We start from the raw sequence: 21,464 nt of genomic DNA on the forward strand, positions 1-21,464 counted from the left end.
CGTGCTAACCAGGGACCATGCCCGCCCAGCACAGTGCCCGGCACATCCACGACGCCGTGATCGTCGGCGGCGGCCACAACGGCCTGGTCGCCGCCGCCTACCTCGCCCGCGCCGGACGGCGGGTCCTGGTGCTCGAACGCCTGGACCACACCGGCGGCGCCGCCGTCTCCGCCCGGGTCTTCCCGGGGATGGACGCCCGTCTCTCCCGCTACTCGTACCTGGTGAGCCTGCTGCCCCGGCGCATCGTGACGGACCTGGGCCTGCGCTTCGCGGTCCGCAAGCGGACCGTCTCCTCCTACACCCCCGCGCACCGCGGCGGACGGGACACCGGGCTGCTGGTGAGCGGCGACGAGTCCCGCGACCGGGAGGCGTTCGAGCGCCTGACCGGCTCGGACCGGGAGTTCGACGCCTGGCGGCGCTTCCAGGGCATGACGCGGCACCTGGCCGAGAGGGTCTTCCCCACCCTCACCGAACCGCTGCCCACGCGGGAGGAGCTGCGCGCCCGGATCGACGACGAGGCCGCCTGGCGCGCGGTGTTCGAGCGGCCGCTGGGGGAGACGATCGAGGAGCACTTCGCCGACGACCTGGTCCGGGGCCTGGTCTTCACCGACGCCCTGATCGGCACCTTCAGCCACGCCCACGACCCCTCGTTGCGCCAGAACCGCTGCTTCCTCTACCACGTCATCGGCGGCGGCACCGGGGACTGGGACGTGCCGGTGGGCGGCATGGGCGCGCTCACCGACGCCCTCGCCGACGCCGCCCGCGCCGCCGGCGCGGAGATCGCCACCGGGCACGAGGTCGTCTCCGTCGCCACGGACGGACGCACCGCCGAGGTCGGCTACCGCACCGCCGACGGCGAGGGCACGGTCGCCGCCCGGCACGTCCTGGTCAACGCCTCGCCGCGGGAGTCGGCCGCGCTGCTGGGCGAGGAGCCGCCGCCGGAAGCGCGGGCGGAGGGCGCCCAGTTGAAGGTCAACATGCTGCTGAGGCGGCTGCCGAGGCTGCGCGACCGCTCCGTCGACCCGCGCGAGGCGTTCGCCGGGACCTTCCACGTCGCCGAGGGCTACGAGCAGTTGGAGACCGCCTACCGGCAGGCCGCGGCGGGGGAGCCGCCCACGGTCCCGCCCTCGGAGATCTACTGCCACTCGCTCACCGACCCCTCCATCCTCGGTCCGGACCTGGCCCGCACCGGCCACCAGACGCTCACCCTGTTCGGACTGCACGTCCCCGCCCGGCTGTTCACCGGGGACGCCGACCACGACGCCCGGCTGCGCGAGGAGTTGCTGGAGGCCACCCTCGCCCGACTCGACGACCACCTGGCGGAGCCCATCGCCGACTGCCTGGCCCGCGACGCCGAGGGGAGGCCGTGCGTCGAGGCGAGGACCCCGCTCGACCTGGAACGCGACCTGCGGCTGCCCGGCGGCCACATCTTCCACGGCGACCTGGCCTTCCCCCACGTCCAGGACTCCCGCCCCGCCGACACCCCGGCCGGCCGGTGGGGCGTGGAGACCGCGCACCCGGGCGTGCTGCTGTGCGGGTCGGGCGCCGTCCGGGGCGGCGGGGTGAGCGGCGTCGCCGGGCACAACGCGGCCATGGCGGTGCTCGGGAGGTGAGGGCCTTCCGGGGCACCGCCCGGCGCGGGGCTCCTCGGTCCGGCCTCGGCCCGCCCGGCCCGCCCGGCCCGCCTCAGTCCGACGCGGCCGTCCAGCCGTCCGGGGCGACGCGGCCCGCGTCCCGCCGGCGGGAGTCGTCGAACAGCACGCGTCCGCCGTCCTCGATCCGGATCTCGTCGACGTACGCGCCGCGCCCCACGTAGCGGGCGTCCGTGGCGTACCGCCAGCGCAGCCGCACGGCCCGGCCGCGCCAGGCGCCCAGGTCGGCGACGGCCCGGTGCCAGACCCGCCCGGAGAAGCCGTACAGCGTTCCCTCCGGGCGGTCCACCGGGTCGGCGCCGGGACGGACGGTGGTGAACGGGACCGGCTCCCACCGCGTCCCGTCGTCGCCGGACGCCTCCAGGCGGAGCACGTCCCGGTCGCGTTCGGTGTCCCACCACACCGAGAAGCGCAGCCGCGGGTCCTCGCCGCGCGGCGTCACCGCGGGCAGGGTCAGGGTGGCCGTGGAGGCGTTCGCCATCCCGGAGAACCACGCCTCGCGCCCGTCGGCGGGGCGCACCGGGACGGCCCGGGCCAGGTGGTCGGCCGCGGCCACGCGCGGCGCGCTGCCGGAGCGCCAGGAGCGCACCGGGTGGACCGAGTTGCCCAGCAGCACCAGGAAGGTGTCGGTGGTGGGGTCGAGCACCAGGCAGGTGCCGGTGAAGCCGGTGTGCCCGGCCGTGCCCGGGGTGGCCATGGCGCCCATGAACCAGTGCTGGTACAGCTCGAAGCCCAGGCCGTGCTCGTTGCCGGGGAAGTCGGCGTTGAAGTCGTGGAAGAGCAGGTCCACCGACTCCGGCCGCAGGATGCGGGCGCGGCCGTACGCGCCGCCGTTGAGCAGCGTCCGGCAGAGCACGGCCAGGTCCCGGGCCCGGGAGAAGACCCCGGCGTGTCCGGCCACTCCGCCGAAGGCGTACGCGTTCTCGTCGTGGACCTCGCCCCACACCATGCCGCGGTCCAGGCCCGACCAGGGGCGGCGGGCGTCCTCGGTGGCGGCGATGCGCGGCTTCCAGGAGGCGGGCGGGTTGTAGCGGGTCCACCGCATGCCCAGCGGTCCGGTGATCTCCTCGCGCAGCAGCGTGTCCAGCGTCCGGCCGGTGACCTTCTCCAGCACCAGGTGGAGGGCGATGAGGTTCAGGTCGGAGTAGCGGTAGACCGTGCCGGGCGGGTTCAGCGGCTTCTCCCGCCACAGCCGCCGGAGCCGGTCGGCGTGGGTGGGTTCGGCGTACAGCGGGATCCAGGCGGCCAGGCCCGAGGTGTGGGTGAGCAGGTGGAGCAGGGTGACGGCGTCCTTGCCGGCCTCGCCGAACTCCGGCAGGTACGAGGCGACGGTCGCCTCCAACTCCAGCGCGCCGCGCTCGATCTGCTGGACCGCCAGGATCGCGGTGAACAGCTTGGAGACGGAGGCCAGGTCGTAGACGGTCTCGGGGGTGGCGGGGATCCGCCGGTCGGCGGGGAGTTCGACGCCGGTGTCGGTGGTCTCGTCGTAGGCCGCGTAGCGCACCGCGTGGCCGATGCCCTCCTCCAGGGCGATCGTGTCGCCGCGGCCGGCCAGCAGCACCGCTCCCGCGTACCAGGGGTGCTCGGGGGAGGGACCGAGGAAGGTCCGCGCGTCCTCCACCAGCCGCCGCAGGTGCTCCTCCAGCAGCCCGGCCCGCCGCGCGGTGCCGCGGCGCAGCACGGGCGCGCGGTCGCCGGAGGAGCCGGGAGCGGTGGTGCGGGCGCCCGGCGCGCCGGCCGCCGCGACGGGCGCCGAGGCCAGCACCAGGCCGCCGCCGAGCGCGAGCGCCCTCAGCCCGAGCTGTCGTCGGCCCACGCTCCGGCCCGGTGCGGAACCCGGTGCGGAATCGGTCATGCCTGACCCCCTTGGGGAAGCGGTGAAAGTATCTTTCAGCGACACGGGAGAGTGCCGGAACTCTCTTCCCGAGCGTCCCACCTGTCAACCCTCGCCGCACGAGAACGGGCGACCCGCCGGCGGTCGCGCGGCTACCACAGCACCACGCAGCCGCGCCGGGCCGCCTCCTCCAGCAGACGCGGCGCCGGGCGGACGGCGTTCCACCGCAGGTCCAGCCTCTCCAGCGCGGGCAGCTCCACGAGCCAGGAGGGCACCTCCCGCAGCCGGTTGCCCCGCAGGTCCAGACGGCGCAGCCGGGGCAGCCCGCGCAGCGCTCCGGGCACCTCCTCCACCGCGTTCTCCCGCAGCTCCACCTCGCGCAACTCCCGCAGGCCCGCCACGGAGGCGGGCAGGGAGGTCAGCGCGTTGCCCCGCAGCCACAGCTCCCGCAGCGCGGTCAGCCGCCCGAGCGAGTCGGGCAGCTCCCGCAGGCCGCAGCGCTGCGCCCGCAGCTCGATCAGCCCGGCCATGTCGCCGATCTCCTCCGGCAGCGCCCCCAGCGGGTTCTCCCCGACGTTCAGGTACGTCAGCCGGGTCAGTCGCCCCAGTGAGCGCGGCAGTTCCGTCAGCCGGTTGTCGTGCAGGTACAGGCAGCGGTCCAGGCCCGTCAGCTCCCCGATCTCCTCCGGGATCGAGCCGAGCGCGTTGTGCCCCAGGTCCAGGGTGTGCAGGCGCCGCAGCCGGCCGATGTCCGCGGGAAGCGAGGTCAGGGCGTTCTCCGCGAGGATCAGCACGCGCGCTTCGTGGCGCGTCCACACCTCCTCGGGCACGCGGTCGAGCCCGGCCCGCCACAGGTTCACCGCCGATTCCGTCTCCGTCATGGCGGCGCACCGTACCGCACGGTGCCGTCAGCCGGCCTCCGGTCCGGCCAGCAGCCCGGCCCAGGGCCGTCGCCGACCGTCGCTGACGGCGGCGACGCCGGCGGCGTCGTAGCGCCGGCTCTCCAGGGACCAGTCGAGGTTGCCCCGCATGACGTTGCGCATGCCGTCGACGTAGTCCTCCACCCAGGCCCGGAGCTGCTCGGGCGCCCCGTCGGCGGCCAGCAGGCCCGGCAGGCGCGCGGCGTGCTCCCGGAAGCGGACGACCCGCCCGTTGGCGACGGCGCAGACCTCCCGCACGCACTCCTCCAGCGGGCGCCCCGTGGTCCGGTGCAGGAGGATGACGGTGTTGTTGACGTCGCCGACGGCCAGTTCCTTGTCCAGCGAGACGATGTCGTTGACGAAGATCGCCACGTCGTCGGTGATCCGCCGCATCTCCCTCAGGGGCGAGCCGCCGTGCAGCTCCGGCGGCAGGGTGTACCGTCCGCAGCGCTCGGCCAGGTCCAGGCAGGGCTGGATGCCGATCGAGTGGCGCCGCGCGGCCAGGAACTCCTCCAGGGTGGGCAGGGCGTCCCCGGAGCGGTTCAGCGCTTCCTGGTGGTGGGCGAGCAGATAGCCGCGCCAGTGGCGCTTGAAGCGCTCCCGCCACACCGCCGGCATCCCGTCGTTGACGCGCCGCCACAGGTCGCGGAAGCTCTCCACCAGCGGATTGGAGGGGGTCCCCGCCGCGGGGCCGTCCTCGTCCATGACCGCGGTGAGGGAGTCCAGGAGCCGGGCGACGGCGTCCGGACGCTGCCCCAGCCGTCCGTCGAACTGGTCGTCGAAGACGAAGAACCAGCCGTTGACGTCGGTGGCCAGCATCAGGTCCTCGCCCGTGGCCCGGGGGTAGAAACGGGCCATCGCCCGCTCCAGCCGCAGGGCGTCGAACTCCTCGAACGCGGACTCCTCCCGGAGCAGCCCGAAGCCGCGCAGCCATCGGAGGGTGTGCGTCCGGGCGCGCTCGACGTCGGGACTGACGGCGCCGGGGAACGGGATCTCCAATAAGGCGACCCGTCGTACGAGCCCGTTCCGTTCGACGGGTTCCCTGGTGGTGGTCTCCGGCATGGGCGGACGCCTCCCTGGGGCGGTGTGGAACACGGCGACGAACATGGTTGGCGCATATTCAACTAACACTTGAACAAAGCAGGTTGACGGTCAAGGGGGTCCGACCGCGTCTCCGCGAACGGAAGGCCGGCGGTACGGATGGGAGCGTTCCCGGCCACAGTGACGTTCCGGCGGCGCGGAAATGACCCAAGAGCATCACGCCGCGTTCGCGCCGGCGTACGCTCGGCATCATCCGTCGGGAAAGGCCGGGGCGACGGGCGTGATCGCGAGCGAAGAGCGGGAGCGATGCACCGGGCGATGTTCGAGCGTGAGGCCGAACTCGAGGCCGTGGACGAGGCGTTGACCGAGCTGGCCGCGGGCACCGGAAACCTGCTCGCCTTCGCCGGCGCGGCCGGGCTCGGCAAGACGACCCTCCTGGCCGAGGTGCGCCGGCGCGCGACCGCACGCGGCTGCACCGTGCTGTCCGCACGAGGCGGCGAGCAGGAGCAGGACCTGCCCTTCCACACCGTCCGCCAGTTCGCCCAGCCGGTCCTCGCCGCCGTCGGCGAGGACGAACACCGCCGGATGCTGGGAAGCTGGTACGACATCGTGGCCCCCGCCATCGGCCTGGTGGCCCCCGACGGCGGCAGCGCGCCCGACCCCCAGGGCGTACGGGACGGCCTCGACTGGATCGTCACCCGGTTCGTCACCCGGCACCGACCCGTCGTGGTGATCCTCGACGACGCCCACTGGACCGACGCCGAGTCCCTGGCCTGGCTGACGGCGTTCGCGCCCCGGGCCGCGGAACTGCCCATGCTGCTCGTCGTCGCCTACCGGCCCGACGAGCACCCCTACCGCACCGCCCCGTTCCACTCCCTGGCCACCCGGAACGGCTCGCGCCCCTTCGACCTGACGGCCCTGACCCCACAGGCGGTCGCCCGCCTGGTGCGCGACGCGCTCGGCCCCGCCGCCGACGACGAGTTCTGCCGCGAGTGCTGGGCCGTCACCGGCGGCAACCCCTTCGAGGTCATCGAGTTGACCGTCAAGGTCGCCGACCGCCGCCTCAAACCGCAGCGGGAGAACACCACCGAACTGCGCGACCTGGCCGGCACCGTCCGGGGCAGCGGACTCGTCGGACGCCTGGAGCGGCTGGGCCCCGCCGCCGTGCGGCTCGCCTGGGCCACCGCGGTGCTCGGCACCGAGATACCCCCGCCCCTGGCCGCCGACGTCGCCGGACTGGGGGCCGAGGAGGCCGCCGAGGCGCGCACCCGGCTGCACGCCGCCCGCATCCTCGCCGGCGGCACGGAGGAGGACGAACCCCTGCGGTTCTTCCACCCGCTCATCGCCAGCGCCGTCTACCAGGCCATTCCGGCCGCCCTCCGGGTCGCCCTCCACGGCCAGGCCGCGGCCGTCGTCACCGGCGCGGGCCACGGCCCCACCGCCGCCGCGCGCCACCTGCTGGAGGTGCACCCCGAGGGCGATCCCGAGGTCGTCGCCACCCTGCGCAAGGCCGCCCGCGAGTACCTGCGCGCCGGAGCCCCCGAGGCCGCCCGACGCTGTCTGGAACGCGCCCTCCGCGAGCCGCCGGAACCGGGCGAGCGGGCGGCCGTCCTGTTCGAACTGGGCCGCTCCGCCCTCCTCACCCGACCCGCCACCACGGTCAACCACCTGCGGGCGGCCCTGGAGGAGCCCGGACTCGGACCCGACCTGCGCGAGGCCGTCACCTGCCGGCTGGCACAGGCCCTCGGACACAGCGGCCGGATGGACGAGGCCGCCGAGCTCGTCGCCGAGGAGGCGCGCCGGGCGACCACCGCCCGCACCCGGCTGCGGATGCGCGCGGAGCAGTTCATGTGGAACGCCTTCCGCGCCGACGAGCCCGACTCGCCCGCCCGCTCCCGCCGCCTGGCCCGGCTCGCCGACCACCTGACCGGTCGCGGCGTGGCCGAGCGGTACATCCTCGGCCTGCGCGCCTGGGACGCGGTGGTGCGCGGCGAACCCGCGACCGACGCCCTGTGCTTCGCCGAGGAGGCCCTGGGGTCCGGCCTGGGGTGGACGAACGAGGACTGGGGCTTCGAGGTGCCCGTCATGGCCGCCCTGACGTTCCTCTACTGCGACCAGCCCGGACGTGCCGAGGAACTCTTCGCCGACGGCATCGCCGAGTGCGAGCGCAAGGGCTGGCGCGGCTCCCACCTGGCGTTCGGCTTCACCCTCCTGGGCTACATCCGCTACCGCCGGGGACGGTTGAGCGAGGCCGAGAGCCTGGTGCGCGAAGGACTCCGGATCGCCGACCGGGTGGGCTCCGGCGCCCCCGCGCAACTCGCCGCGATCGGCACCCTGATCCAGACCCTGATCGCCCGCGGACGCGTCGAGGAGGCATGGGAGACCGCCCGGAGGTACGACTACGGCGCCGCCGTCCCCAAGGCCGTCGTCTACCCCGACGCCCAGGCCGTCCACGGCGAACTGCTGCTGGCCCGCGGCCTGCCGCGGGACGCCGAGAGCCGACTGGCCGCCACCGGCCGGCGGCTGGACCCGCGCGGCATGCGCAACCCGTCCTGGTGCCCCTGGCAGCAGCACCTCGCGCTCGCCGTGCGGGACACCGACCCCGAGCGGGCGACGGCCCACGCCCTGGAGTCGGTCGGGCGCGCCCGCCGGTTCGGCACCGCCTCGGCGATCGGCCAGGCGCTGCGGTGCGCCGCCGAGGTGGCCGGGGACCCGCGGGAGGTGGACCTCCTGCGCGAGGCCGTCGAACACCTGGAACGCTCCCCGGCCTCGTACGAGCTGGCCCGTGCCCTGGTCGACCACGGCGCCGCGCTGTGCCGCGCCGGCCTGCCGCAGGAGGCGGCCGACCAGCTCTACCGGGGGCTGGAGACGGCCGCGCACTGCGGGGCCGAGGCTCTGGTGGAACGCGCCCGCGCGGAGCTGACCGCGGCCGGGCTGCGCCCCCTGGAGTTGCGGTACGCCCAGAGCGAGGAGCTGACCGCCCGCGAACGCACCGCGGCCGAGTGGGTCGCGCGGGGCCTGACGGACCCGGAGATCGCCCGGAAGATGGACCTGAAGGAGCAGGCCGTGACCCGGCTGCTCTCCGCGGTCTACCGCAAGCTCGGCACCGACCGGGTGGGGCTCGCCAGGGTGCTGGAGCGGCGGTAGGGGGGCTCCCCGAACGGGGGCGCGGAGACTCTCCGGACGGTGGTCGGGAGGGCTCTCCGGACGGGGACGGGCAGCCGCTCCTTCCGGTCGGCGGCCCCGTACCATTGGCCGCATGTCGTTTCTCCGCCGCCGCAGTGCCCCCGTTCCCGCCGGACCCGACTTCGACGTGCTGGCCATGGATCCGGGGGACTGGCCGGGCAACCTCGGAGCCGGACTGCTGCCCGGTCCGGACGGGAGCTGCCAGGGCGTGTTCCTCCGCTACGACCTGTTCGGCGGGCGCGGACCGGCCATGGTGATCGGCAACCTCCCCGAGGGCTCCCCGGCCCGCGAGCGGGCCGACGACCAGGTGCCCTTCGAGGTGGAGCAGCTGCTGGCGGCGCTGGAGAACGACGAGGAGGTCACCGTCACCGGGACGGAGGAGAGCCCGGTGATGCTGAACGACAGCCTGCTCATCGTGCGGCGGATCATCTGCTCCGAGACCAGGATCTCCTGCGTCCAGTTCGACCGCAGCGACAACGTGCTGGTCACCATCGCGAGCTGGGACCGGCCGATCACCGAGGACCTCTACCAGCTCCTGAAGCCGCTGCCCGCGGAGATGTTCCGCCGGTGACGCGGTGACGCGGTGACGCGGTGACGTGCCGACCGTCCGGGCGGTGACGGAGAGCGCCCGGGACGGCGGAGGGGAGGGACACCGACGAGGTGCCCCTCCCCTCTCTCGTACCTCTCGCGTCTCTCGCGCCCCGTCGCCGGGGCGTCTCGGCGGTCCGTCAGCGGCGGCCCGTCACCGGCCCGCGCGGCGCACCGTGACGTCGGCGGCCTTGACGAAGGCCACCCGGTGCCCGAGCTGGATCTGGTAGTACTCCTCCTCGCCCCGGACCACCACGTGGTCGGCGGGGTCGAAGGTCTTGGCGTAGTAGTACTCGCCCTTCGTCCTCAGCCCCAGCGCGTACGCCTGGCCCGCGCGCACCGTGTACGGCAGCGGCGAGATCGCCTGCGCCGGGATCCCCTCGGGGTAGGCGCCGGCCTCCGGGTAGGCGCGGCCGTAGACGGGCACCGACTCGACGCCCTCCTTCGGGGTGACCACCCAGCCGCGGGAGTTCACCGCGGTCGGCTCGTCGGCGGGGTTGTGGAACCACGCCTTCTGGCCGAGGTACCAGATCGCCGTCCACTCGCCCCGGCGCTCGGCCACCGCGTACCGCTGGCCGGTCGTGGCGCGGGCGCCGGTGTCGTTGACGCCGGTGGTGGAGTCGCCGCCGCCCGGCCGCAGCCCGACGTCCTTCACCAGCGGGGCGTCGGCGCTCGGCTCGGTGTGCAGCCGCACCGCGCTCGAACCGTGCGGCGGACACGGCTGTCCGGAACCGTCGCAGCGGGTGTAGACCGGCTTGTGCTCGTCGTAGTCCGGCTTGATGGTCACCAGCTCCGAGCCCGGGCCGGCCGTGGGGTGGAAGGGCGCGCCCAGCAGCGTGAAGTAGTGCTCCCAGTCCCAGTAGGGGCCGGGGTCGGTGTGCATCCCGGGGATGTTGGCACCGGTCACGCCCGGCACGTTGTCGTGGCCGAGGATGTGCTGCCGGTCCAGCGGGATGTCGTACGTGCGGGCCAGGTGCTTCACCAACCGCGCCGAGGTGCGGTACATCGCCTCCGTGTACCAGGCGTCGGGCGCGGTCAGGAAGCCCTCGTGCTCCAGGCCGATCGACTTGGCGTTGACGTACCAGTTCCCCGCGTGCCAGCCGACGTCCTTGAGCGGGACGTGCTGGGCGATGTGGCCGTCGGAGGAGCGCAGGGAGTAGTGCCAGGAGACGTACGTCGGGTCCTGGACCAGCTTCAGGGTGGTGTCCCAGGTCGCCTCGGTGTCGTGCACCACGATGTAGTCGATCCGCTGCGACGCGGGGCGGTTCGCCTTGTCGTGGTTGCCGTAGTTCGGCGAGCCGTCGGGGTTGGCGTACTCCTGGTACGGCGCCGGGATCCACTCGCACGAGACGGACCTCGGGCACTCCACCCGCTCGTCGCGCTCCGGGGCCTTCCGCAGGTCCGGGCCGGCGAGCCGCGAGGTGTCCGGGGCCAGGTCCGCGTCGCCCTCCAACGTCACCACCTGGCCGGAGTCGGTGGTGCGCCGCTCGCCGTCGCGGATCACGTCGAAGACCTCGTCGGCGAAGACCTTCGCGGCCTCGGCGTCGGAGGAGCCCGGGTAGCGGGCCACGGCCCCGTACCACTGGGCCGGGTCGTCGCTCAGGGGCAGGCCGAGCTCCTTCTGGGCGGCGGCCAGCAGCGCCGCGCCGCCCTCGACGTTGGCCGCCGGGTCGGTGCGCAGTTCCTCCTCGCTCAGCCCGGTCAGCTCGGCGGCCCGCTCCAGGGTGCGCAGCCGCTCGGGCAGCTCGTCCGCGTCCGGGAGGTCGTCGTGGACGTCCCTGACCTCACGGGAGGTGTCGCCGCGCGGGTCCTCCGAACCGTGACCGTGGTGCGGCTGCTCGGCCAGGGCGGTCCGGGCGTCGGTCAGGTGCATCGGACCGTAGCCGCCCGAGACGCTGGGCGCGCCGTGGTGGGCGTCCCAGCGGGACTGGAGGTACGACACGCCCAGCAGCACGCTCTCGGGCACCCGGTGCCGGTCGGCGGCGCGGGCGAACGCCTCCTGGAGCGAGCCGGGGTCCCGCTCGTCGGCGCCGGCCGACGCGCCCGCGGGGAGGAGGGGCAGCAGCAGGGCCGCGACTCCGGCGACGGTGAGCGCCCGCAGCGGCCGGCGGCCGGTCCCCCGGCGGGGCGGCAGCGGGGGACGGACTGGCGGACGGACGGGGACGGGTCTTGGCAAGACGGCCTCCTCGTGGGTGTGCCGCGGTGGCGCGGAACGGATCACACAGGGGTACAGGCCGGTGAGACGATCCGTCAACGATCGGTTCTTCCGGTGAACCCGCGCACGTCAGGGAGCCCGTACGGGACTTCCTCCCGTACGGGCTCCGGACCTGCGCGGCGTCACAGGTCCAGCCCGGTGGCGCCCCCGCAGCCACCGAGGGGAAGACCGTGCCGTCCCGCGGACCTCACCGGGTGCCGACCGCCGCCCGCACCGCGCGGCGGGCCATCGCGCAGTCGTCGTGCAGCCGGCGCAGCAACAGCCGCTGCTCCTCGCCCGAACTCATCTGGCCGGGTCGGTCGGAGGCCCCGGCCGGGGCCGGGTCCCGCATGGCGCGCTGCACGGCCGTCTCGCAGGTGCGGATCTCGCGGGTGAGGACGAGCATCAGGTTCACCAGGAAGGCGTCCCGCGCGTCACGGCCCGGGACCTGGGCGAGTTGGCTGATCTGACGGCGCGCCATCGGACTGTCCCCGAGGACCGACCACAGGGTGGCGAGGTCGTAGCCGGGCAGGTACCAGCCCGCGTGCTGCCAGTCCACCAGCACCGGACCGGTCGGAGAGAGCAGCACGTTGGACAGCAGGGCGTCGCCGTGGCAGAACTGCCTCTGGCCGCCCCCTCTCGCCAGGCCGTGCAACAGCTTCTGCAGATCGCCCATGTCACGGTCCGTCAGCAGGCCCAGCTCGTGGTAGCGCGCGATCCGCCGCCCGTAGTCGAGCTGTGCCTCGAACCGGCCCGCGGGCGGCTGCCAGGCGTTCACCCGACGGACGGCGCCCAGCACGGTGCGCAGGTCGGAGTGGGCCGGGAGCTCCAGCGGGTGGCGTTGCAGCGCCACCGGGCGGCCCGGCGTCCGCTCGGCGACCAGGACGCAGCCGTCCGGATCCGCGGCGATGAGCCGGGGCACCCGCACCGGCGGACGGTGGCGCACGAAGGTGCGGTAGACCGCTATCTCGTGCCGGAACCGCTCGGCCTGTTCGGGCGAGTGGTCCAGCAGGCACTTGGCGACCGCGGGGCCGCGGCCGACGGTGCCGATCAGGAGGACCGAGTGCCCGCTGCGGCGCATGACCTGCGCCGGCTGGAACTCCGGACAGATCCGGTGCACCGAGGCGATGGCGGTGCGCAACCGCGCACCCTGCGGGCCGGACAGGTCCAGCCTCGCGCCGGTCGGTGGGACCCCGAGGGCGTGCGCCCGGCGCGGCCGGGGGACGCCGAACGCTGGTGGCGTGCGCACCGGTTCGGGGTGGACGGTGCCGTACGGCTGTCGTGTACGCGGCCGGGGCGGGGCTGACACGGGGGACGGTGTTGGATGCATGGGCGAGCCGGATCCCTTCGTGCGCCGACGGATTGCCGCGCCACCCGGCCGACCGTGCCGCGGTGCACCCTGGGGAATGCCGAGCCTGCGACCGGACGGGATGGCGCTGTTCTACAGCACACCCGCGCACGGGTTGCGCGCCATGTGGCGGACCCTGGCGAACCCTGGCGAATGTTCACGGGCCCTCCGAGCCGAGGTTGTCGACGGCTACTGTCGACTCAGCCGAGATCCTGGGGGCTTGACGTGACCAAGGAACCCAACACCCGTCTCGCGGACCTGTTCGGTCTCACCGGCTGGTCCAAGGGCGAGCTCGCCCGGCTCGTGAACCGGCAGGCGGCGGCCATGGGCCACCCGCAGCTGGCGACCGACACCTCCCGGGTGAGGCGTTGGATCGACATGGGGGAGACCCCGCGCGATCCGGTGCCCAAGGTGCTGGCGACCCTGTTCACCGAGCGACTCGGCCGTGTCGTGACCATCGAGGACCTCGGGTTCGGCCGATCAGGCCCGGTGGGGAGACGGCAGTCCGTCCACGGACTGCCGTGGGCCCCCGAACAGACCGCCGCGGTCCTCACCGAATTCACGGGAATGGACCTCATGCTCAACCGACGCGGCTTGGTGGGCGCGGGCGCCGCGCTCACCGCAGGATCGGCGCTCACCAGCGCCATGTACGACTGGCTCCGGGCCGATCCGGCCCCGGCCGCCGGCCTCCCCCGGACCAACGGCCCCCTCATCGCCGATCCCGTCTCCTCCGACCGCTACGAGGCGGCCCCCGTCGGTGCCGAGGAGATCAAGGCCCTGGAACGCTCGGTGGAGGTGTTCCGGGCCTGGGACGCGGCCCGCGGCGGCGGCCTCCAGCGCAAGGCCGTGGTGGGCCAGCTCAACGAGGTGGGCGGCATGCTCGCCTACCGCCACCCGGCGCACATCCAGCGGCGGCTGTGGGGGGTGGCGGCCAACCTGGCGGTGCTCGCCGGCTGGATGTCCCACGACGTCGGCCTGGAGCCCACCGCCCAGAAGTACTTCGTCATCGCCGCCCACGCGGCCCGCGAGGGCGGCGACCGGCCGCGCGCCGGCGAGGCCCTGTCCCGCGCCGCGCGTCAGATGGTGCACCTCGGGCGGCCCGACGAGGCCCTGGACCTGATGAAGCTGGCCCGGGCCGGCTGCGGCGACCGGGCCCTGCCGCGCACCCGCGCCATGCTCCACACCATCGAGGCGTGGGCCCAGGCGTCCATGGGGCGCGGACAGGCGATGCGGCGCACGCTCGGCGAGGCCGAGGAACTGTTCGTGTCCGACCGGGGGGACGTACCGCCGCCCAGCTGGATGCAGATGTTCGACGAGGCGGACCTCCACGGGATGCAGGCACTGGCGTACCGCACCCTCGCCGAGCACGAGCCCGCGGCGGCGAGGACCGCCGAGAAGCACGCCAAGGAGGCGCTGAGACTGCGGGAGAGCGGCCGCGAGCGGTCGAAGATCTTCGACTACATCTCGCTCGCCTCGGCCTGTTTCATCGCCGACGACCCCGAGCAGGCGGACCGCTACGCGCGGCTGGCCCTGGTCTCCATCGGCAACACCTCCTCGCACCGCACCTGGGACCGGCTGAGGGAGATGTACCGGCTCACCGGGCGGTACGCCGGGTACTCCGGGATCGAGGACCTGCGCGAGGAGATCGAGCGCGCCCTGCCCACGGCCCCCAAGGCGCCCGGGAGGGGCTCGGTGCCGGCGCCCCGCCGGTCGGGCGGGAGCGTGCACGCCTGACCGGCGGGGCGGGGGCGGGCGTCGCCGACCGCCTGCCCCGCCGCGGGCGGCGGCCACCGACCGCCGCACGGGCGTGACGGTGCGCACACGCCCGTCCCCGGGGGTGCGGAGGGCGCGCCTCCGTCGGGTCGGCACGGCGCCGTGCTCCCGGTATCCTTCGGCGGCCGGAGCACCCGCTCCGGCCGGACACGACGGCGCCGTGGGAGAACCGTGGGAGAACCGCGGGCGAACAGGGGGAAAGCGCCGGTCGACCGGCGACAATGGCACGCAACGGAAATCCCGTTGCCAGTCCTGTACCCCGCACCGGATGCTGACCCTATGTTCGCCGATTCCGTCGATTCCGACATAGCGCCCAGCGGCACGCTGCTCGGCCTCCTCCAGAGGGGCCGCGGCGACGGCACGCTGCACGCCCTCGCGGCCCCGCGGGCGGAGGCGCTCGCCGCGCTGGGCCGGTGTCTGCGGCGCGACCCCCGGCAGGACTGGCAGTTGGAACACCGCTCCCTGTACTACGCGCGTCTCCACCGTGACCTCGACGCCGGACTCGACGACATCGAGGACCACCTCTTCCACCCCACCGACCTCGTCGACACCGCCGAGGAGCGCACCGGCCTGGCCCTCTCCGTCCTCGGCCACCTCGCCTCCTACGGCGACCGCGGCGCGCTCCTGCTGCTGCGCCGCTACGTCGCGCACGGCGCCAACTGGCAGTGGGCCCTGGACGAGCTGGCCGTCCGCGACGACGACGCCGGACTGCGCTCGCTCGGCCCCGCCGTCCTGGCGCGCTTCCCGCACACCCCCGAGGGCGAGGCCGCCCTGGCCGAGGCCGTCCGGGACGCCTACGAGCCCCGGCCCTGGCGGCTGTGGGCCGAGGACCCGGCCCGCCCGGCCCAGGCCAGGCGCATCGACCAGGCCCGGGAACGGGGCTCCTTCGACCGCTGGCAGCGCCAGATGAGGCCCACCGGGCCGCGCCCCGGCTGGAGCGTGCGCGAGGTGCTCGACTGGGCCCGCGCGGACGGGTCCGGGGGCGACCCGCAGCGGCGCGAGGCCGCCGCGGCCCGCTGTCTGGCCGCCGTCGCCGGGCCGGAGGACCGCCCCGAGCTGCTCGCCGCCGCCCGCGGCGGCCCCGCCGCCGCCCGTGCCGCCGCCCTGCGCCACCTCGCCGAACGCGGCGACCCCGACGCCCTCGACCTGATCGAGACGGCCGCGACCGAGCCCGCCGACCCCGTCGACGACCCCTCCGGCTCCGTCGCCCGGTCCGCGCTGTCCGCCTTCTCCCGGATGCGCGGCACGGCCGCCCTGGAACGGGCCCGCCGATGGGCCCGGCGCGAGGACGGACTCGGCGCGGCGGCGGCCGCGATGCTCGCCTGTCGCGGCGGCCGGGGGGACGTCGGGCCGGTCCTGGCCGCCCTGCGCCGCACCGTCCGCGCCGAGGGGCCCGACTCCCCGGCCCTGGGGCCGCTGGTCGACGGCATCGGCCGGCTGACCGTGCGGTGCGCCACCCCCGTCCTGCGGTACGTCTACCGCGAGACCGCCTCCTCCCAGCTGCGCGGCCGGGCGGCCCGCGCCCTGGCCGCCACCGACCCGTCCTTCCCGGCCGGCCTCGCCATCGAGTGCCTGTGGGACTGCGAGGAGTCCACCCGCGAGGTCGCCGCCCGGCACGCCACCACCGGCGACACCCGGGTCGTCGAGCGCCTGCGACGGCTGGCCACCGACCCCGCCGAGGAGGAGGGGGTGCAGAGCGCCGTGCGGGGCAGACTCGGCTCCGGAGGCGTCGCCCGCTGAGCCCGGGACGGCCTCCCCGAGCCGGTGCGGACGCGGGTGCGCCCTCGCCGTTTCGATCTTTGTCAGTGCCAGCGCCTAATCTGTGCGACGTGACCACAGTCGTATCCGCTCCGTCCCCCGGTGCCGTCCGTCCCGCGCCGGGCCCGGCCGCCGACGAGGGCCTGGCCCGACGGCTGAGGGCGCTCGCGTGCACCGCGCCCCTGCACGACCTGGACGTGCGCAAGGCCAACCTGGCCGGGGAGTACGGCACGTACGCGATGGCGGAGGTGGCCCTGGCCGCCATCGACCTGGTCACCCTGCACATGGACTTCGACACCGGCGCCGACCACGAGGAGATAGTGGCCCGGCTGCTGCCGCGCGTCGCGGCCCAGGCCCCGCAGCGCCCCGCCGCCGAGCACGAGCGGGTCGCCCGCTGGGTCCTGGAGAACCTGATCAACGTCGGCAGCGTCGACCGCGGCTTCCGCGCCGTCTACGGCACCTTCGGCCCCGACGGGGAGTACGTGCGGCGCGACTACGACTTCAAGCTGATCGAGGAGGTCCCGGGCCCGGGCGGGGGCGTCTACCTGCGCACCACCGACGAGGCGGTCAACGTCCTGGTCGGCGCCCTGGACACCGACGTCACCAGCGCGCAGATCGCCGCGGAGGTCAAGCTGGAGGTGCTGGTCAGCCGCGGCCGGCTCGCCGACGCGCAGCTCGCCGCCGAGCAGGCCCGCTACCGCACCGTCCAGTACGCCGAGACACTGCGCCGCACCCTGGAGGCCACCCGGCGCAACGTCCGCGCGGTCGACTGGCTGCACACCGTCCCGGACATGATCGCCGAGGCGCTCGACCACGTCGCCGAGCGCTACCGGCACGAGAACGCGATCCTCACCAACATCCGCAGGGCGCGCGACGAGGCGGAGAGCGCGGAGAACAAGCTGCGCGCCGCCGAACTGGTCGACATCGTCAAGGACTGCATCCGACGCCACACCCAGCTCCAGTCCCGGCTGCTGGAGGCCGGGCCGCTCTTCCGCGCCGAGCAGGACCGCCAGGCGTTCGCCCCGCCCGCCGCCCGCGCCGGACTGGACCTGTACGGGCAGCTCCTCGCCCCGGTCCTCCCGCTGCCCGTGGAGCGGGCGACGAGGGTCACCGACGCCTTCTTCGCCCACGGCACCGGGCTGCGCGCCCCCGCCGCCGTCCGCCTGGGGGACCTGACCGAGTTGCTGCTCACCCCGCCCGCGCCCCGCGAGCACCTGGGCGCCGAGATGCCCGAGCCGGATCTGGTCGCCACCCCCGACGACAGCCGCTTCACCGAGGAGCAGATGGAGGCCGCCAGGGCGCTGCTGGACCTGTCCCCCGACGCCCCGCGCCGCCTGTCGGGCCTGCTGGCCGAGGCCCGCCGGCGCGACCCCGACCTGCCGTACCTGGTGGCCCTCCTGGCGGTGCACGCCGCCAGCCCGCCGGTCGGCACCGCCTACCGGCAGGGCGAGCGGCGGCTGCTGTTCGCCGTGGACGACGGCACGGAACTGGACGACCCGGAGTTCGGCGGCGCCGACCTGATCGTGGGAACCGCCCTGTTGGACGCGGAGGGCATGGCAGCGGAGCGCACGGAGGTGGCGTCGTGAGCGAGTACGGAATCCGGGAGCCGTACGAGGGGGAGGGCGCGCCGGGGACGGGCGAGTGGGCCGAGGACCGGCCCGACGGCCGCGGCGCCCCGGGGGCCTCCGCCCACGTCACCCCCGCGGACGCCGCCGACGCCGCCCGCCTGGTCTCCTTCGGGCTCCAGCCCAAGCTGCTGCCCGCCCGCGACGTCGAGTACGGCGACCTGCTGCGGCGCTACCGGGAGGAGCCCGCCTTCGCCCGGCTCGCCGACGCCGTCGCCACCGGCCTCGGGCTGGTCGTGCTGGAGGTCTCCCCCCGCGCGGGCATGGTGGTCACCGCCGCCGAGGACTCCGTCTTCGCCGTCCGCATGGGCGACTACGCCCGCCGGGCCGCCGCCGACTCCGCCGACCGCTTCCTGCACGGCCTGGCCCACCTCGCCATCGCCGCCCTGGCCTTCCCCCGCCCCGAGGACCTGGCCGACGACGGCTACGTCGGCCGGATCACCGTCAACGGCGTGGACGCCTTCGTCCGCCAGGCGTGCCGCCGGCTGGAGGAGCGCGCCGAGCGGGAGGGGGAGAACACCGACCCGGTCAGCGACGCGCCCGGCCTGGAGGCCGCCTGGCGGGTGTACTCCCGGCGCAGCGCCACCGGCGCCACCAAGGACGCCCGGCGCCTGGCCGGCTCCACCACCGGGATCGTCGCCAAGGCAGCCGCCTTCCTGGCCGACTCCGGGTTCCTCCAGCGCACCGGCGACGACGCCGGTGGCACCTACCGCACCACCGCCCGCTACCAGCTCCAGGTGCGCGACATGGCCGGCAGCGCCGCCATGACCGAACTGCTGGAGCTGGGCATCGTCCCGGTCAGCGACGGCAGCGCCACCCTGCTGCCGCCCTCCGACGACGACTCCGACCTGCCCGTCGACGCCGGGCTGCCCTTCCACAGCTGAACGCCCCACCTCGAGCAACGAGAGCCCCGCCATGTACGAGCTGTCCCGGATCCGCCTCTACTCCATCGGGCCCGCCGGTGCGCGCTACGCCGACACCGTGCTGGACCTGCGCGGGGTCGGCGAGCCGGTGCCCAGCCCCGCCCCCGCCCAGGGCGACTTCTTCGAGGAGGAGCCGGCCGGGCCGCCGCGCCGTCCCGCGCCCGCCGGCGTGCTCTTCCTGGAGAACGGCGGCGGCAAGTCCGTCCTGCTCAAGCTGATCTTCTCGGTGATGCTGCCCGGCCACCGCAACACCCTCGGCGGCGCCAGCTCCGGCGTGCTCCGCAAGTTCCTGCTGGCCGACGACTGCGGACACGTCGCCCTGGAGTGGCAGCACACCGTCACCGGCGAGACCGTCGTCGTCGGCAAGGTCAGCGAGTGGCGTGGGAGGCAGGTCTCCAACGACCCCCGGAAGTTCGCCGAGGCCTGGTACAGCTTCCGGCCCGGCCCCGGCATGAGCCTGGACTCCCTGCCGGTCGCCGAGTCCACCGCGGTGGGGCCGGTACCCGAGGGGACCTCGGCCGCCCGCGGCCGGCGCCGCACCATGAAGGGCTTCCGCGACGTCCTGGTCGAGACGGGCAAGGCGTACCCCAACCTCGACGTGGTGTGGGAGGAGGTCCACGAGCGCTGGATCGAGCACCTGGGCAACCTCGGCCTGGACCCGGAGCTCTTCCGCTACCAGCGGGAGATGAACGCCGACGAGGGCGAGGCCGCCGGCCTCTTCGCCGTCAAGAACGACTCCGACTTCACCGATCTGCTGCTGCGCGCCGTCACCGACACCCGCGACACCGACGGCCTGGCCGATCTGGTGCACGGCTTCGCCCACAAGCTCGGCCGCCGCGCCGAACTCACCGCCGAGCGCGACTTCACCGCCGGTTCCCTGGACCTGCTGCGGCGCATCACCGAGGCCGCGCACCGCCGTGACCAGGCCCGCGCCGTCCACGCCGGTGCCGAGCAGCGCACCCGCACCCTGGCCCGGCGGCTGGCCGCCCGCGGCATCGAGGAGCGCGGCCGGGCCGCCGAACTCGCCGAGCGGGCGGACCAGGCGGCCCACGCCGTGACCACCGCCGAACGCGACCGCGAGCGCGCCGCGCTGATCGCCGCCGAACTCGCCTACCGCCACGCCTCCCTGGCGCTGGCCGCCGCCGAGAAGAGCGCCGCCGCCCAGCGCCGCGAGCTGAGCGACGCCCGAACCCTCCACGCCGCCTGGCAGGCCACCGAGACGGTACTGGCGCACCGCGCCGCCGCCGACCGCGCCGCCCGGGTCTCCGCGGCCATCCGCGAGGCCGAACGCGACGCCGCCCCCGCCCTGGCCGCCCGTGCCCGCGCCGCGACCGATCTGGTGCGCGCCCTCCAGGCCGCCGCGGAGAAGGCCGAACACCTCGCCGCCGAGGAGGAGGAGCGCTCCGCCGCCCTCCAGGCCACCGGCGAGGCCGCCCACCGCGACGCCACCGCCGCCGCCACCGAGGCCCAGCGCGCCCGCAGCGAGAGCGACCACCTGCGCCAGCGTCTGGCCGAGATCGATCAGGAGACGGCCGAGGCCGTACGGGCCGGCTGGCTGGACGGAGCCTCGCCCGACGCCGATCCGGCCCGCGCCGCCCTGGCCGCCGGCGACGCGGAGAAGGCCGCCGTCGCCGCCTGGGAGACCGCGAAGGAGACCGCTCGCCGCACCGCCGAGCGCGCCCAGGAGACCGCCGCCGCCCTGACCCGTGCCGAACTCGCCGCGGCCCGCGCGGTCGACGCCGCCGAGGCGGCCGAGGCCGCGTACGCCGCCGAGCGCCGCGCCGCCGAGGCGCTGGGCGCCGAGGAGCGCCTGGTCGAACTGCTCGGCCTGCCCGGTGCCGGCACCGGGCCCGGCGCCTCGGTGCCCGGCCCGCGCGCCGGCGAGGACGCCGCCGGCCGGGCGGAGCGGCCGGGCGCGCTCGACGCGGAGGAACTGGACCGCAACGCCGAGACCCTGCGCGACCTGCTGGACGAGACCATCGCCGCGGCCGAGCGCCAACTGTTCGACCTGCGCACCGCCGCCGCCGACGACGCCCGCATCCTCGGCGCCCTCGGCGACGGCGGACTGCTGCCGCCCGGCCCGGACGTCCTGGCCACCGTCGAGTACCTGGGCGAGCACGGCATCCCCGCCCTCCCCGGCTGGCGCTACCTCGCCCAGGCGGTGGACCCGGCCGACCACGCCGCGGTGCTCGCCGCCCGCCCCGAACTGGTCGACGGCGTCGTCATCACCGATCCCGACAGCCACGCCCGCGCCCGCGAGGTCCTGAGCGGGGCCGCCCTGCTGCCGCGCTCCGCGGTCGCCGTCGGCACCGCCGCCGCGCTGCTGGCCCCCGTCCCCTCGCCCGACGGCGAGGAGGACGGCGGCGTCTTCCTGGTGCCGCCCAACCCGGCCATGCACGACGAGCGCGCGGCCGACGCCGAGCGCCGTCAGTTGCGCGAGCGCGCCGTCGCCCGCGACGAGGAGATCCGCGCCTTGGCGGCGCGGCTGTCCGCCGACCGGTCCCTGGCCGCCCGGATCGCCTCCTGGCGCACCGGCTGCCCGCCCGGCCGTCTGGCCGAGCTGGCCGCCGGCGCCCGCGCCGCCGCGGAGGTCGCCGAGACCGCCCGGCAGCGGCTGGAGGA

Annotated in this window: 13 protein-coding genes; 8 read left to right on the forward strand and 5 right to left on the reverse strand. The window is 75.3% G+C overall.

Translation table 11 applies throughout. The features are described 5' to 3' along the window. The first annotated feature begins 17 nt into the window (after positions 1-17). The gene (locus ABD335_RS08095; protein ID WP_344321424.1) at positions 18-1,613 is read left to right on the forward strand and encodes a phytoene desaturase family protein; all 1,596 of its coding nucleotides are present in this window, start codon (positions 18-20) and stop codon (positions 1,611-1,613) included. 73 nt (positions 1,614-1,686) lie between these two features. On the opposite strand, the gene ABD335_RS08100 is transcribed toward ABD335_RS08095, so the two are convergent. From ABD335_RS08100 to ABD335_RS08110, 3 genes are all read right to left on the reverse strand, one after another. Continuing rightward, entirely contained in the window at positions 1,687-3,507 is a 1,821-nt protein-coding gene (locus ABD335_RS08100; protein ID WP_344321425.1) for a serine hydrolase domain-containing protein, read from the reverse strand. A gap of 131 nt (positions 3,508-3,638) precedes the next feature. Further along, positions 3,639-4,367 (reverse strand): leucine-rich repeat domain-containing protein, encoded by a 729-nt coding sequence (locus tag ABD335_RS08105; RefSeq protein WP_344321426.1) that lies wholly within the window; start codon positions 4,365-4,367, stop codon positions 3,639-3,641. 27 nt (positions 4,368-4,394) lie between these two features. Continuing rightward, entirely contained in the window at positions 4,395-5,468 is a 1,074-nt protein-coding gene (locus ABD335_RS08110; RefSeq protein ID WP_344321427.1) for an isoafricanol synthase, read from the reverse strand. Between the two features lie 297 nt (positions 5,469-5,765). On the opposite strand from ABD335_RS08110, the gene ABD335_RS08115 reads away from it, so the two are divergent. Both ABD335_RS08115 and ABD335_RS08120 read left to right on the forward strand, forming a co-directional pair. After that, complete coding sequence (locus ABD335_RS08115) at positions 5,766-8,594, forward strand: ATP-binding protein (protein WP_344321428.1); 2,829 nt, start codon at positions 5,766-5,768, stop codon at positions 8,592-8,594. Positions 8,595-8,706: 112 nt separating this feature from the next. Continuing rightward, positions 8,707-9,204 (forward strand): hypothetical protein, encoded by a 498-nt coding sequence (locus ABD335_RS08120; protein ID WP_344321429.1) that lies wholly within the window; start codon positions 8,707-8,709, stop codon positions 9,202-9,204. Between the two features lie 171 nt (positions 9,205-9,375). Here ABD335_RS08120 and ABD335_RS08125 read toward each other — a convergent pair whose 3' ends face one another. Together ABD335_RS08125 and ABD335_RS08130 are read right to left on the reverse strand one after the other, a co-directional pair. Beyond that, a complete protein-coding gene (locus ABD335_RS08125; protein ID WP_425583571.1) occupies positions 9,376-11,397 on the reverse strand; it encodes an N-acetylmuramoyl-L-alanine amidase in 2,022 nt (673 codons plus the stop codon). Between the two features lie 226 nt (positions 11,398-11,623). Continuing rightward, positions 11,624-12,724, reverse strand: a complete 1,101-nt coding sequence (locus ABD335_RS08130) for an aminoglycoside phosphotransferase family protein (RefSeq protein ID WP_425583572.1) — start codon at positions 12,722-12,724, stop codon at positions 11,624-11,626. Between the two features lie 264 nt (positions 12,725-12,988). Between ABD335_RS08130 and ABD335_RS08135 the strand changes: the two genes are divergently transcribed. From ABD335_RS08135 to ABD335_RS08155, 5 genes are all read left to right on the forward strand, one after another. Continuing rightward, on the forward strand, positions 12,989-14,497 hold the full coding sequence (locus tag ABD335_RS08135; protein WP_344321431.1) for a DNA-binding protein NsdB: 1,509 nt from the start codon (positions 12,989-12,991) through the stop codon (positions 14,495-14,497). Positions 14,498-14,815: 318 nt separating this feature from the next. Next, complete coding sequence (locus tag ABD335_RS08140) at positions 14,816-16,276, forward strand: HEAT repeat domain-containing protein (protein WP_344321432.1); 1,461 nt, start codon at positions 14,816-14,818, stop codon at positions 16,274-16,276. An 89-nt stretch (positions 16,277-16,365) separates the two neighbouring features. Continuing rightward, a complete protein-coding gene (locus ABD335_RS08145; protein ID WP_344321433.1) occupies positions 16,366-17,880 on the forward strand; it encodes a hypothetical protein in 1,515 nt (504 codons plus the stop codon). After that, positions 17,877-18,803 (forward strand): hypothetical protein, encoded by a 927-nt coding sequence (locus tag ABD335_RS08150; protein ID WP_344321434.1) that lies wholly within the window; start codon positions 17,877-17,879, stop codon positions 18,801-18,803. The genes ABD335_RS08145 and ABD335_RS08150 overlap by 4 nt, the downstream gene beginning before the upstream one ends. A gap of 31 nt (positions 18,804-18,834) precedes the next feature. Further along, positions 18,835-21,464: coiled-coil domain-containing protein (locus ABD335_RS08155; protein WP_486387922.1), on the forward strand; the 2,630-nt coding region annotated here is incomplete at its 3' end.

Source organism: Streptomyces macrosporus (assembly GCF_039533145.1).
Taxonomy (GTDB): Bacteria; Actinomycetota; Actinomycetes; order Streptomycetales; family Streptomycetaceae; genus Streptomyces; species Streptomyces macrosporus.

Coding starts and splice junctions, on each gene's coding strand:
- ABD335_RS08095 (WP_344321424.1), top strand. CDS start 18: ATGCCCGCCCAGCACAGTGCCCGGCACATCCACGACGCCGTGATCGTC.
- ABD335_RS08100 (WP_344321425.1), bottom strand. CDS start 3,507: ATGACCGATTCCGCACCGGGTTCCGCACCGGGCCGGAGCGTGGGCCGA.
- ABD335_RS08105 (WP_344321426.1), bottom strand. CDS start 4,367: ATGACGGAGACGGAATCGGCGGTGAACCTGTGGCGGGCCGGGCTCGAC.
- ABD335_RS08110 (WP_344321427.1), bottom strand. CDS start 5,468: ATGCCGGAGACCACCACCAGGGAACCCGTCGAACGGAACGGGCTCGTA.
- ABD335_RS08115 (WP_344321428.1), top strand. CDS start 5,766: ATGTTCGAGCGTGAGGCCGAACTCGAGGCCGTGGACGAGGCGTTGACC.
- ABD335_RS08120 (WP_344321429.1), top strand. CDS start 8,707: ATGTCGTTTCTCCGCCGCCGCAGTGCCCCCGTTCCCGCCGGACCCGAC.
- ABD335_RS08140 (WP_344321432.1), top strand. CDS start 14,816: ATGTTCGCCGATTCCGTCGATTCCGACATAGCGCCCAGCGGCACGCTG.